This window comes from Planomonospora alba (genome assembly GCF_039534085.1).
GTDB lineage: Bacteria > Actinomycetota > Actinomycetes > Streptosporangiales > Streptosporangiaceae > Planomonospora_B > Planomonospora_B alba.
The window spans coordinates 21,675-34,815 of record NZ_BAAAUT010000068.1 but is presented as its reverse complement, the minus strand read 5'-3'; the positions used below and the strand labels follow the sequence as shown (position 1 = coordinate 34,815).

The 13,141-nt window shown below is 73.2% G+C and carries 11 protein-coding genes; 7 read left to right on the top strand and 4 right to left on the bottom strand.

Translation table 11 applies throughout. The features are described 5' to 3' along the window. Positions 1 to 242 precede the first annotated feature (242 nt). Entirely contained in the window at positions 243 to 842 is a 600-nt protein-coding gene (locus tag ABD823_RS29720; RefSeq protein ID WP_344865396.1) for a DUF1349 domain-containing protein, read from the top strand. Between the two features lie 84 nt (positions 843 to 926). Here the strand turns inward: ABD823_RS29720 and ABD823_RS29715 are convergent, their stop codons facing one another. Continuing rightward, positions 927 to 2,741, bottom strand: coding sequence for an AMP-dependent synthetase/ligase (locus ABD823_RS29715; RefSeq protein WP_344865394.1), 1,815 nt, complete (start codon positions 2,739 to 2,741; stop codon positions 927 to 929). A gap of 209 nt (positions 2,742 to 2,950) precedes the next feature. Between ABD823_RS29715 and ABD823_RS29710 the strand changes: the two genes are divergently transcribed. Then, on the top strand, positions 2,951 to 4,351 hold the full coding sequence (locus ABD823_RS29710) for an MFS transporter (RefSeq protein ID WP_344865392.1): 1,401 nt from the start codon (positions 2,951 to 2,953) through the stop codon (positions 4,349 to 4,351). Between the two features lie 196 nt (positions 4,352 to 4,547). Here ABD823_RS29710 and ABD823_RS29705 read toward each other — a convergent pair whose 3' ends face one another. Continuing rightward, on the bottom strand, positions 4,548 to 5,021 hold the full coding sequence (locus ABD823_RS29705; protein WP_344865390.1) for a MarR family winged helix-turn-helix transcriptional regulator: 474 nt from the start codon (positions 5,019 to 5,021) through the stop codon (positions 4,548 to 4,550). A gap of 57 nt (positions 5,022 to 5,078) precedes the next feature. Between ABD823_RS29705 and ABD823_RS29700 the strand changes: the two genes are divergently transcribed. The 4 genes from ABD823_RS29700 to ABD823_RS29685 all read left to right on the top strand — a co-directional run bounded on the left by ABD823_RS29700 (position 5,079) and on the right by ABD823_RS29685 (position 8,461). Then, positions 5,079 to 5,855: an alpha/beta fold hydrolase gene (locus tag ABD823_RS29700; RefSeq protein WP_344865388.1), complete on the top strand. Its 777-nt coding sequence runs from the start codon at positions 5,079 to 5,081 to the stop codon at positions 5,853 to 5,855. Between the two features lie 98 nt (positions 5,856 to 5,953). After that, the gene (locus tag ABD823_RS29695; protein WP_344865386.1) at positions 5,954 to 6,376 is read left to right on the top strand and encodes a DNA-binding protein; all 423 of its coding nucleotides are present in this window, start codon (positions 5,954 to 5,956) and stop codon (positions 6,374 to 6,376) included. Between the two features lie 229 nt (positions 6,377 to 6,605). Further along, positions 6,606 to 7,577, top strand: coding sequence for an ATP-binding cassette domain-containing protein (locus ABD823_RS29690; protein ID WP_344865385.1), 972 nt, complete (start codon positions 6,606 to 6,608; stop codon positions 7,575 to 7,577). Then, positions 7,574 to 8,461, top strand: coding sequence for an ABC transporter permease (locus ABD823_RS29685; RefSeq protein ID WP_344865384.1), 888 nt, complete (start codon positions 7,574 to 7,576; stop codon positions 8,459 to 8,461). The genes ABD823_RS29690 and ABD823_RS29685 overlap by 4 nt, the downstream gene beginning before the upstream one ends. Before the next feature lie 47 nt (positions 8,462 to 8,508). Here ABD823_RS29685 and ABD823_RS29680 read toward each other — a convergent pair whose 3' ends face one another. Then, on the bottom strand, positions 8,509 to 11,619 hold the full coding sequence (locus ABD823_RS29680; RefSeq protein WP_344865383.1) for an ATP-binding protein: 3,111 nt from the start codon (positions 11,617 to 11,619) through the stop codon (positions 8,509 to 8,511). Positions 11,620 to 11,882: 263 nt separating this feature from the next. Between ABD823_RS29680 and ABD823_RS29675 the strand changes: the two genes are divergently transcribed. Then, complete coding sequence (locus ABD823_RS29675; RefSeq protein WP_344865382.1) at positions 11,883 to 12,392, top strand: hypothetical protein; 510 nt, start codon at positions 11,883 to 11,885, stop codon at positions 12,390 to 12,392. A 309-nt stretch (positions 12,393 to 12,701) separates the two neighbouring features. Here ABD823_RS29675 and ABD823_RS29670 read toward each other — a convergent pair whose 3' ends face one another. Beyond that, positions 12,702 to 12,968, bottom strand: coding sequence for a hypothetical protein (locus ABD823_RS29670; RefSeq protein ID WP_344865381.1), 267 nt, complete (start codon positions 12,966 to 12,968; stop codon positions 12,702 to 12,704). Between the last annotated feature and the right edge of the window lie 173 nt (positions 12,969 to 13,141).

The following is a 13,141-nucleotide window of genomic DNA, read 5'->3' as shown; positions in this document are numbered from 1 at the left end:
CGTAGTCGATGTAGTCGCTCGCCACGAAGTCGCTCATTTTCCGATCCTCTCGGTGTGCCGTTCTCGGTGTGCCGTTCGCAAGATGAGAGTCACGACCGCTCGGCTTTGTTACAGCGGGATCGGAAGTTTTTCCGCGGAATCCCCGCCGCGGGAGTACGGCTCCCGCGGGGGTCCCGCCGGGCGCTCCTCTCTGCCATGATCATTGTCTGCCGCACCGGCCTGCTCCTGTCAGGAGGAACCCCGTGGACGAGACCGTCGCCCTGCCCGCCGTACCCGTCCCGCTGCGCCCGCTGAACCGGCCCGAGAACTGGAGCGTCGCAGGCGAGGACACCATCGTCGCCGACGCGGGTGCCCGTACCGACCTGTTCTCCGATCCCGGCGGCCCGGACCGCTTCGCGAACGCCCCCGCCCTCGTCGGCCGGTTCACCGGGGACTTCACGCTCAGCGCGCGGGTCCGGCTCGACGCCCGGTCCACCTACGACGCCGGCGTCCTGCTGCTGTACGGCGACGCCGACCACTGGGCCAAGCTCTGCCTGGAGCTCTCCCCGCAGGGCACTCCGACGATCGTCTCGGTCGTCACCCGGGGGGTGTCCGACGACTGCAACTCCCTCCCGGCGGAGAGCGGCGACGTCCGGCTGCGGATCTCCCGCCTCGGCACGGCCTTCGCCTTCCACGCCGACCTCGGGACCGGCTTCTGGCACCTCGTCAGGTACTTCGCGCTCGACGGGGACCCCGAGTGCGGCTTCCTCGCGCAGAGCCCCACCGGTGAGGGCTGCGCCGTCCGGTTCGAGGAGATCCGCTTCCGCGCCGGGCGCCTGGAAGGGCTGCGCACCGGCGAGTGACCCGCGGCACGCCGTACCGCGAACGGCTGCGCGCCCGTGGGCGGCCGGCGCGGACCGTACCGGCGGGGTCCGGAGACGTGCGGGTCAGGCGGGGCCGTAGAGGGCGTCCACCTCGTGGGCGTACCTGTCCAGCACGTAGTGGCGCCGGACCTTCTGCGTGGGGGTCAGTTCCCGGCCGACGGCGAAGACCGCGTCCAGGAGCCGGAAGCGCTTGACCGCCTCGGCGCGCGACACCGCGCGGTTGGCCGTGTCGACGGCCTCCTGGAGCGTGCGCAGCAGGTCGGGGTCGTCCCGCAGGTCGGCGAGGCCCGCCTCCGGCGGCTTGCCGTGGTCCCGCTTCCAGCGGGGGAAGACCTCCGGGTCCACCGTGATCAGAGCGCCCACGTACGGCCGGCCGTCCCCGACGACGACGCACTGGTCGACGAGCCAGTGGGCGCGCAGGCGGTCCTCGATGACCGCCGGGGCGACGTTCTTGCCGGAGGCGGTGACGATGATCTCCTTCTTGCGGCCGGTGACGCGCACGAACCCGTCGGCGTCCACCTCACCGAGGTCACCGGTGCGCAGCCAGCCGTCGGAGTCGAAGGCCGCGGCGGTGGCCTCCTGGTCGCGCCAGTAGCCCCGGAACACGTTCGCCCCCTTGACCAGGAGCTCTCCGTCGTCCGCCACCCGTACGGCGTAGCCGGGCAGCGGCGGGCCCACGGTGCCGATCCGCGGCCCGGAGGGAGGGTTGATCGTGTGCCCGGACGTGCTCTCCGTCAGTCCCCAGCCCTCCACCACGGTGATCCCGGCACCGCGCATGAAATGGCCGAGGTGGACGCCGAGGGGGGCGGCGCCGCTGACCGCGTGGCGGGCCCGGCCGCCCAGGGCGGCGCGCAGCTTTCGGTAGACCAGCCGGTCGAACACCGCCCGCCGCAGGCGCAGCAGCGGGCCCGGGCGGCCGCGGTCGAGCGCCCGGCTGTAGGCCACGGCCGTGGCGTCGGCCATCGCGAACAACCTGCCGTGACCCTCGCCCTGGGCTTTGAGCAGCGCGGCGTTGTATGCCTTCTCCAGCACCCGCGGCACGATGAGCAGCAGCGTGGGCCGGAAGTCCCGCAGGTCGGCCGTCAGGTCCTTAACCCCGGTGCCGTAGCCGACGAGCGTGCCGCGGTGCAGGGCGGCCAGCAGGACGACGCGCGCGAAGATGTGGGCCAGCGGCAGGAACAGCAGCACCGAGGCGTCCTCGTGCAGGACCAGCTCGCCGACTCCGGCGACGCGCGTCACGTTGCGCACCTCCGCCACCAGGTTGGCGTGGGTGATCATGCATCCCTTCGCGGGGCCGGTGGTGCCGGAGGTGTAGACGATGGTGGCGAGGTCCCCGGCGGTCAGGCTCCGGCGGCGGGCCTCGACCTCGGCGGCGGGGACCGCCCCGCCCTCCTCGGCCACCTCGCCGAGCCGGTCCATGTGCCACACCCGCCGCACGTCGGCCGTCACGGCCCGCCGTACGACGGCGTCGCACCTGTCGTCGCCGGCGAACACCGCCACGGCCCCCGAGTCGGCGAGGATCCAGCCGACCTGGTCCGGCGAGGAGGTCTCGTAGATCGGCACGGTCACCGCTCCCGCGGCCCAGACGGCGAGGTCGCACAGCGTCCATTCCAGCCGGGTCGCCGACATCACCGCCACCCGGTCCCCGGGACCGACCCCCGCGGCGATCAGCCCCCGGGCCAAGGCCACGACCTCGTCGGCGACCTCCCGCCAGGAGAGCGGCGTCCAGACGCCCGCCACCTTGCGGCTCACCGCGGAACGGTCCGGCCACCGGGCGGCCCGGTCGAAGAGGTCGTCCAGCGCCGTGTCCGTCTCCCGGATCTCCGCACCGGGGTCCGCAGGCGTCCGCCACTCGTTCACTTCAGTGAAATGCCCCATATCTCCAGCCTCATCCGTCTCCGGGCGGCGGGCCGGGGACGGTGGTCCCCGGACGGGGAGCAGCCGGACCCGTCCGGGACCCCGCCGGGCCGGTGGAGCGCCTTCCTGCCGGGCGATGTCGGTGCCGGTTGTTAGATTCGGCCCGGGCCGGCTCCGGGCGACGCGCCGATCCCGCCCGCCATCCGTCCGCACCTCCGAGGAGAGCACGTATGAGCGACGCCGGCCCTCTTCCCGAGGCCGTTCCCGCCGCCGGATCCGCCGCCGGGTCCGGGGCCGGGTCCGCCGCCGGGTCCGCCGCCGGGTCCGGGGCGGCCCCGGGAGACGCCCTCGGGACCGCCCCCGCCCGGGCCGTCCGGTGGCGTGCGCTGGCCCCGCTGCGCAACCGCGACTACCGGCTGCTCATCGGCGCGACCGGGTTGTCGATGTTCGGCAACGGGATGTGGGCGGTCGTGATGGTCTTCCAGGTGATGGCCATCGACGACAGGCCGACCGCGCTGTCCGCGGTCGCCGCGTGCCTCAGCGGCGGCCTGCTGGCCTTCGTGCTGGTGGGCGGTGTCGTCGCCGACCGCGTCCCCAAGCGTTCGGTGATCATCACCGTCCAGGCGGTGAACCTGCTGGCCGTGGCGGCGGTGTCCGCGCTCGCGTTCGCGGACGCGATCCGGCTCTGGCACATGGCCGTCGCCGCCGCGCTGCTCGGTGCGGGGAGCGCGTTCTTCTTCCCCGCCTACAGCGCCTACCTCCCGGCCATCCTGCGACCGGACGAACTGCTGGCCGCCAACGGGCTGGAAGGAGCCCTGCGGCCGACCCTGCAGCAGGCGCTCGGTCCCGCGCTCGGCGGCATGGTCGTCGGTGCCCTCGTCCCCGCCGCGGGGGCGGCCGCCACGGCCGCGCTCCACGCGGGCGCGCTGGCCCTGCTGCTCTTCCTGCGCCCGGAACCCCGAGCGGAGCACGCCGGCGAGGCCGGAGGGGAACGGCCGGGCGCGCTGGCGGACATGCGCGAAGGCTTCGTGTTCACGCTGCGCACGCCCTGGTTGCTGTGGACGCTGCTGTTCGCCTGCCTGATGCTGCTGGTGGTCATGGGGCCGATCGAGGTGCTGCTGCCGTTCATCGCGCGGGAGCGGTTCGCCGACGGGGAGCGGATGTTCGGGCTGCTCCTCACCGCGTTCGGGGCCGGCGGGGCGGTCGGGTCGCTGGTGGTCTCGTCGTGGCGGCTGCCGCGGCGCTACCTGACCGTCATGGTCATCGGCTGGGGAGCGGGGAACCTCCCGCTGGTCGTAATCGGCCACGTCACCTCGTTCTGGGTCATGGCCGCGGGGATGTTCCTCATCGGCTTCAGCAACGGGGCGGGCATGGTCATCTGGGGGACCCTCCTGCAGCGGCGGGTCCCGCCGGCCATGCTCGGGCGCGTGTCGAGCCTCGACTTCTTCGTCTCCATCGCGCTGATGCCGCTGTCCATCGCGGTGGCGGGCCCGCTGTCCACGGTGGTGCCGACCCCCGTCATCTTCACCGCCGCGGGGGTCGTCCCGCCGGTCCTCGCGGTGGCCGCCGTGCTCGCCGGGCGGATGGCGGCCGACGAGATCGCCCACCCGCTCGACCCGCCCGCCGCCTGACGGAAGCCACCGGATCGGCCTCGGCGCTCCCGCCGCCGGGACGCTCCCACCGCCGGGACGCTCCCACCTGCGGGGCGGTCCCGATCCGGCGCGGGCCGGTCCCGCCACCGCATGACCGGCCCGCGGGGGCATCCGCGGAGGCCCATGCGGCCCGGGACCATCCGCGGAGGCCCCGCGGATGGTCCCGGGCGGACCGTCAGTCCATGTCGACGTCGTCGAGGAACCGGAGGAGGTGCGAGAGCACCCGGACGCAGCCGTCCAGGTCGGCGGCGGTCAGTTCGCCGCCGGCCCGGCTCAGCACCGCGCGCTCGCGCTCGGCCACGGCGTCGATGAGGGCGCGGCCCTCCGGGGTCAGCCGGATGAGCGAGGACCTCTTGTGCGCCGGGTTGGGGACCGGCTCGGCCAGGTGCCGCGCGGCCGCCTCGTTGACCATCCGCTGGACGAACTGGCGGCTGAGCGCCTGTGCCCGGCCCATCTGCGGGACGGTCATGGGCCCGTGCTCGCGGAGCATGTTCAGCACCGCCCGCACCCCGACCGACAGGCCCTCGCCGGGCACGTCCTGTTCCACCCTGCGCTGGGCGCGCCGGTACACCGGCCCCACCAGGTCGAACACCTCGGCCAGCCGGTCGGCCAGTTCCCCGGGCGCCAGGCTCTTCTCCGTCTCGCTCATCCCGCCATTATGACACCTGGGTTGTCATTTCATGGAGAACATGACACCTTGGTTGTCATGAAGGACATGTTCTGGATCGACACCGGCACCGGCCGCCCCCTCGTCCTGCTGCACGGCGGCTTCCTCGACCACGGCATGTGGGCCGACCAGATCCCGGTCTTCGCCCCGCATCACCGCGTCATCGTGCCCGACGCCCGCGGCCACGGCCGTTCCGCCAACGCGACCGAGCCGTTCCGCCACACCGACGACCTCGCCGCGCTGCTGCGCCACCTCGGCACCGGGCCCGCCGTCCTGGTCGGGGTGTCCATGGGCGCCGCCACCGCGGTCGACACCGCGCTGGAGCACCCGGAGCTGGTGAGCGCACTGGTGGTCGGCGGCGCCGGGACCAGCGAGCCGTACTTCACCGACCCCTGGACCACCCGGAACCTGGCCGCCTGGCACTCCGCGATGGCGGCCGGCGACCTGGCGGCCTCGGTCGAGGGGTTCATGGTCTTCGCCGCGGGCCCGCACCGCACCCCCGACGACCTCGACCCCGAGGTCGTGCGCCGGCTGCGCGAGATGGCCACCGGCACCATGTCCAAGCACAGCGCCGGCGAGCCCGACCTGCTCGTCCCGGTGGCCGACACCTGGGCCCGCGCGGCGGGGATAGACGTCCCCGTGCTGGCCGTCAACGGCGCGCTGGACTCGCCCGACCACATCGGCATGGCCGAGCGCCTCGCCGCCACCGTCGCGCACGGCCGCGCGCTCTGCGTCGAAGGGGCCGCCCACTACCCCAACGTGGAACGCCCCGCCGACTTCAACCGGATCCTCGGAGAGTTCCTGCGCGCTCTGTGACCCGCAGGCCGCCCTGCGCGGCCCGCGGGCAGGGATCCCGGTGCGATGACTTAAACGAAACGTTGACAACAATATATTTATTCGGCCATCCTTGGTGCATGGCAGAAGACCTGTTCGCTCCGCCGGACCCCGACCAGGCCCGGGCGCACCGGGTGTACGCCGCCCTCACCCGCATCGCGGAGCGGCACGCCGCGACGAGGGAGCAGCGCGACCGCCAGGTCCACCCGCAGACCCTCGGCGCCCACGAGGCCGTCAGGCTGGTGTCGCTGCTCGCCGGAGGGGCGGTGCAGCACGATGACGGCGAGCCGGAGGTGGACCGGGCCGACATCACCGCCGCGCTCACCCTCATCCCGCTCATGCGGGCCGAGATGGACCAGCTGGAGGCCTCGCTGCTGCTCATGGCGCGAGGCCGGGGCCTCACCTGGCAGGAGATCGCCTTCGGTCTGGGACTCGGCACCGCCCAGGCCGCGCGGCAGCGCCATGAACGGCTGGCCGGCCGCGTGGAGGCGGACCGGGCGTAGCCCGCCCTGCGGAGACGGGGGTCCCGCAGGGCGGGAGCGCCCCGTCTCCGCCCTCCCGGTCACAGCCGCCGGGCGGCGTGCACCGGAGGCAGGCGCCGCGGCGGAGGACACCGGAGCCGCTGAAACCGCCGGGTCACGGATGAAACCGTGGTGAAGCCGCGGCGAAGCCGATGGCGCGGAAGCTCTTCTCGGACGCCGGGAGACACCCGGCGGAGAGAGGAGACGCGTCATGGCGGACCTCAGCGCCGTCCGGGCCGACGGGCTGGTCAAGGACTTCGGGGACTTCCGGGCCGTGGACGGCATCGACCTCCACGTACGGCAGGGCGAGATCTTCGGAGTCCTGGGCCCCAACGGGGCGGGCAAGACCACCACGCTCCGGATGCTCGCCACCCTGCTCCCGATCGACGGCGGCCACGCGGAGGTCTTCGGCGTCGACGTCCGGCGGGAACCCCACCGCATCCGGCAGCTGGTGGGCGTCACCGGCCAGTACGCCTCGGTGGACGAGGACCTGACCGCCCGGGAGAACCTCTGGCTCTTCGCCCGCCTGCAGGGCCTGGCCGGCACCCGGGCCAGGAGCGTCGCCGCCGACCTGCTCGGACGCTTCGGCCTCGAGGAGGCGGCCGACCGTCCGCTGTCCCAGTTCAGCGGCGGCATGCGCCGCCGCCTGGACCTCGCGTCGAGCCTGATCACCCGCCCGCCCCTGATCTTCCTGGACGAGCCCACGACCGGCCTCGACCCGAGGACCCGGGGCCAGATGTGGGACACCATCCGCGAGCTGGTCACCGACGGCTCCACGATCCTCCTCACCACCCAGTACCTGGACGAGGCCGACCAGCTGGCCGACCGCGTGGCCGTGATCGACCGAGGCCGGAAGGTCGCCGAGGACACCCCCGACGCCCTGAAGACCCAGGTCGGCGACTCGACCCTGCAGCTCGGTCTCGCCGACGGCTCCGACACCGCCCTGGCCGTGGACGTCGTCCGCCGGTTGCTGGGCGAGGACCCGGTCCTGACCCCGGAGTCGGGGCGCATGAACGTCCCCCTCCCCGACCCGAACCGGGCCGCGGACGTCCTGATCGGCCTGCGGGAGGCGGGCCTCGGCATCTCCTCGGTGAGCGTCGCCAAGCCGACGCTGGACGAGGTCTTCCTGGCGCTGACCGGCCACGGCGCCGACGACGAACCCCGGATGGAGGCGGCCCGATGACCACCGCGAACGCTGTGACCCCGACGACCCCGACGACCCCGACGACCCCGACGGCCCCGGCCGCTTCCGGCCCCCGGGGCGTCGACCCGTCCGCCGCGGTCGCCCGCACCACGTCCCACACCTCGCTCCAGGAGACGCGGGTCCAGACCCTGGCGATGGCGTGGCGCGCCCTGAAGAAGATGCGCCGCAAGCCCGAGCAGTTCTTCGACGTCCTCGTCCAGCCGCTGCTGTTCACCGCGATGTTCGCGTTCATCTTCGGCGGCGCGATCTCCGGCAGCGTGGCGGACTACCTCCCGGTGCTGATCCCCGGCATCCTCGCCCAGACGGCCCTGACCGTCTGCATGGCGACCGGCGTGCAGCTCCGCGAGGACATGGACAAGGGGGTCTTCGACCGCTTCAAGTCCCTGCCGATCGCGAGGATCGCCCCCCTGGCCGGCCCGATGATCGCCGACCTGATCCGGTACGGCGTCGCGTCGGTGCTGACGCTCGTCACCGGCCTGGCGATCGGGTACCGCCCCGGCGGGGGTGTGCTCGGCTGCGTCGGCGGCGTCCTCCTCACCGTGTTCGCCGGCTGGTCACTGGCGTGGATCTTCACCTGGCTGGGCGCGATGGCGCGTTCGGCGCAGAGCGTCCAGGGCATCTCGATGATGATCATGTTCCCGCTCACCTTCCTGTCCAACGCCTTCGTCCCCGCCGAGACGCTGCCCGGCTGGCTGGAGGCGTTCGTGAAGGTCAACCCGGTCTCGCACGTCGTCTCCGCGGTGCGCGACCTGTTCAACGACGGGGCCGTGACGGCCGAGGTCGGCTGGGCGGTCGTCGGCTGCGTGGTCGTCATCGCGGTCTTCGCCCCGCTGGCGGTCCGCTCGTACTCCCGCAAGATGTGACCGCACTCCCGCACGATGCGGCCGCACTCCCGCACGATGTGGCGGCGTCAGCCCATCCGCTCCAGGACGGCGCGGGTCTCGGCCAGCAGGTCGGGACCGCGCCGCCCGCCGTACTCGGCCTCGATCCTGGACATGGCGCCGGGGGCGAGGCGCTCGGCGTGCGCGGACAGCACCGGCCACTGCATCGTCGGGGTGAACCGGTTGTAGGCGAACCGGTCGGCGAGCACGAGCAGCCGGACCGCGTCGTCGGTGGGCATCGCCTCCTTCAGCAGGCCCCAGACGCCCAGCCCGGCGAGCACCATCCCCACCACCGGGTAGTCCCTGAACTCATGGTCCGGGCCGAGCACGACCAGGACCTTGGCCCGCAGCGACGCGAAGAGGTCCGCGCCGTCGTCGCCCTCGCCGTACTGCGCGAACGCCGAGAGCGCGAAGGCCTCGCCCACGATGGCCCACGGTGTGAAACCGTCCGGCGCATGCGGGACGCGCAGGTCCTGGATCAGTTCGGCGGCCTCCCGGTGCCGTCGCAGCCCCTCGGCGATGTCACCGTCGACGAGGGCCAGCTGGGCTCTGGCGACGGTGACCGACAGGATCTCGCCGTAGGTGCTCCGGGAGGCGAGCGACTCCAGGTCGTCGATCATCCGCGCGGCCTCGTCACGGAGGCCCTTGGCGAGTGCCGCCATGGCGAGGGCGGCGCGGATCTGGACGGCGTCCTCCACCGCGCCGAGGCGTTCGAGCACCGGGAGCGCCTCGGCGGCGTGCCGGACGGCCGGGGCGAAGTCGCCGGAGTTGGCGTACAGGCTGGCCAGCTGGGTGTGCAGGGCCGCCCGGTTCCAGGGACCGCCGTCCTCGTCGGCGAGCTCGAGGGCGGCCCGGGCCGCCTCGACCGCGCCGACCGGGTCACCGGCGTTCTCCCGGCCGTGGCTCAGGAAGTGCAGCGCGATCCAGCGGACCCGCGGGTCGGGGTCGGCGGACAGCCCGTCGAGACCGCCATAGGGGTCCGCCAGCATGGTGAGCATCACGGTCACCAGCGCCCGGACGGCCGGGTTCGCCGAGTCGGCGCCCAGCTCGGACAGCATCCGTGCCAGCGCCCCGGTCTCCTCGAAGGAGACGACGACGGTGTTGAGCAGCGCGAGGCTCAGGGCCACCCGGGTCCGGTCGAGGAGCCGGGGCGGCGGCGCCCAGCCGGTCAGGGCGGCGGCGACGGCCGGGGTGAGGACGATGCTGCGCGGGTGGTCCCCGCGGATCGTCCAGTAACCGCCCAGCGCGGAGAAGAGCACCACCACCGCCTCCGGGTCGGGGTCGGCGAGGGCCTCGCGCAGGACGTCGGCGAGGTTCGTCTCCTCCGCACGGATCCGGTCCGCCGCGTCGACCTGCTCCGGCGAGTACAGCCGGGCGCCGTGCCGGTCCGCGTAACGGACGGCCCACGCGCGCACGGCGGCCCACGCTCCGGCGGTCTCGCCGGCCTCCTCCAGCCGCATCCGGCCGAACTCGCGCACCGTCTCGAGCATGCGGTACCGGACGCCGCCGGCCGTCTCCACCACAGTGAGCAGGGACTGCTCCACGAGCTCGGTGATGTCGCCGAGGGCGCCGTCGCCGATCACCTCCTCCGCCGCGTCGAGGGCGAAGCCGTCCGGGAAGGCCGACAGGCGGCGCAGGGTCCGGCGTTCCCGCTCGCCGAGGAGGTTCCACGACCAGTCGATCACCGCCAGCAGCGTCCGGTGCCGGGAGGGGGCGCTCCGGTCGCCGCCGCGCAGCAGCGCGAACCTGTCCTCCAACCGGCGGGCGATCTCGGCCGGTGACATCACCCGCACCTTCGCGGCGGCCAGCTCGATCGCGAGCGGCAGACCGTCCAGGCGGGCCACGACGGCGCGCACGTCGTCCTCGTCGAGGCGCACACCGGGCCGGGCCGCGGTCGCGCGGTCGCGGAACAGTTCGACGGCGTCGCCGGTGCCCAGCTGGGGCAGCGGGTAGACGCGTTCGGCGGCGATCGCCAGCGGCGAGCGGGTCGTGGTCAGGACGCGCAGCTCCCGCGTGGTCGCGACCAGATAGGCGACCAGGTCGGCGACCGCCTCCACCAGATGCTCGCAGTTGTCGAGCACCAGCAGCGTCGGGGCCGGGTCGAGCTGCTGGGCGATCCGGGCTCGGATGTCGGCGAGCTGCCGCGGGGTGAGCGTACGGCGCCCGATCACCGAGTCGCGGACGCCGAGGGCCGAGCCGACCTCGCCGACCAGGTCCTCGGGCGCGGTCACGCCCACCAGCTCGACGAAGTGCACCACCGGCTGCGGGGCCTCTCTGGCGACGGCATGGGCCAGCCGGGTCTTGCCGAGCCCGCCCGGACCGAGGATCGAGACCACCCGGGACGCGGCGAGCAGCGACCGCACCCGCCGCAGGTCGTCGTCGCGGCCGAGCAGCGGGGTCGTGTCGAACCGCACGCCGGCGCGCACGGGGCTGTCGAGCGCCAGCAGCTCGCGGTGGACCCGCCGCAGCTCCGCGCCGACGTCGGCGCCGATCCGGTCGCGCAGCCGCGACCGGTAGCGCTCGAAGCGGTCCAGCGCGGCGCCCGTCCCGCGCACCGCCGCCTCGCTGCGCAGGAGGTCGGCGAGCAGCCCTTCGTCCTCGGGGTGGAGGAGCGCGGCCTCCTCCAGCCCGGCCAGGGCGGGGCCGTGGTCGCCGCTCCGGCTGCGGGCCCGGGCGAGCACGACCCGCGCGGACGCCAGATCGCCTTCCGCGCGCCGGCGAACCTCGGCCAGCGGGCCGCAGCCCTCCGGGGGCAGCGCTCCGGTGCCCAGCGCGAGCGCCTCCTGCGCCGCCGCGGCGGCCGCGGCCGGATCCTCGGCGAGCAGTGCCCGCGCCCGGTCCGCCAGGGCGTGCAGCCGGCCGGCGTCGACCCGGTCGGGCGGAACCTCGAGCCGGTAGCCGCCCTCCTCCGTGGCCAGCGCCTCCGCTCCCACGACCGACCTGGTCCGGGAGACCAGGACCTGCAGCGCCTTGGCCGGATTGACCGGCTCGTCGTCCCCCCACACCTCCGCGGCGAGCCGGTCCGCGTTCACGGCACGGCCGGCGAGCGCGAGGGCGGCGAGCAGCGCCTGAGCCCTCTCACCGACCAGCGGCCGCCCCCGCCACCGCACACCGTCGAGCAGGCTCAGGTCGATCGGCATGGCCCAAGTCTAGGCTCCGCCGGGGATCCACCCCGTTTCGAGAACGATCCGGCGGCCCACCCGGGCCATCGCCGCGACACCGCCGACACCGCGGGACCGTCGGCCACCCGGATCGGTGTTCCGGTCAGGCGGAGTCCCGGCCGCGCTGACGGCCGAGTGGCCGGCGGCGCTGTCGAACCGGTGGGCTCCCGCCGGCTCCCCCGTGGCGGGTGATCAAGTGATCTGCTATCGAGATGCAAGACGATCCCGGTAGACCGGTCGTCATGAGCGATGAGATCCATCCGCTGAGCCGGAGGGAGGGCCCGGCGCCGGCACGGTCCGGAGAGCCCGCGGACAGACCCAGAGTGCCCCTCGACACGTCTCTTCCCGATGTGTGCACCTACGAGAAGCGGTGCTTCGCGCGCCACGTCCGGTCGGAGGGCGGTATGGGCTCGCTTCTCTGGGGCCTGGCGTTCCAGTGGGGAGCAGTCGCGGCGTTGGGAACGGCGGGTTTCATCACGCTGGGACCGCTGTTCGCCCTCATCCTCACGGTGCCGGCGTCGTTGTTCCTCACGGGCGGTCTCGTGGCGTACCGGGTCCAAGGACACCGCGGCTGGTGCTGGGTTCTGCGGTCACTGAACCTGGGCGAGACCGGGAGCAGTGCCCAAGACGCTCTGATGGGCTTCCTCTTCCTGGTCCTGGATCGGCTTCTGAGGCTCGTCATATGGCTCCTGCGCCCGTTCCGCCGGGCGTGGCGAGCCTTTGCCGGGTTCTGCGGGAGGCTCTTCCGCTGAGACTCCACCCGTGGCCCGGGTCACCCCCTCGACCGTCGCATGCGTCCCTGGCGGCCTCCGCTTGGTCCGGCACGTGTCACTGGGGACAGGGCATGATCCTCATATTGAGAATCCCCGGACCTTGCTGAGAGTCCTGATCAAACACCTGAATCAGGGCCGGGAGAAGTGGAGCGGGTGACGGGAATCGAACCCGCGCTGTCAGCTTGGGAAGTGCATCGATCACGCCTCGTAGGACGCCTGAGCTGGGCGTTCGGCCAGTCATCAGTGACCGTGGTTGACCCCTCGTCACCCTGGCTAATGGCACGAGGATCATGCGGGTTGTTCCTGCTCGGGCCAGGGCGTGGACTTGTCGGCGGTCACAGAGAACAGGAGCCACTCGACGCCGGGCACAGTGAAGTGAGCACTCACCGTCTTGGCAGCGGCTCCTTCGAAGTCAAGGCGGTTGCCGATCATGTGGCAGGTGACGGACCATGGGCTGGCGATTTTCTGGGCGGCGAGCATCGTGCGGACCACGGCTTCCTGTGGTTCCTGCACCTCGAGCGGAGAGGTCAGTTGTACCTCGGCCAGCTCGGGCATCTTCCGGTAACGCTGGTAGGACAGGAGGGTGAGGGCTCTCCCAGGGCCGCTCCCATCCTGACGATCACCCGTTCGGCGCCGGCCTGCTTGTTCACCCGCAGGTGACCTCTCCAGTTGATCACCTCGAACATGGCGTCATCGTGACACGGCGGGGACAAGTGATGCACCTGCGT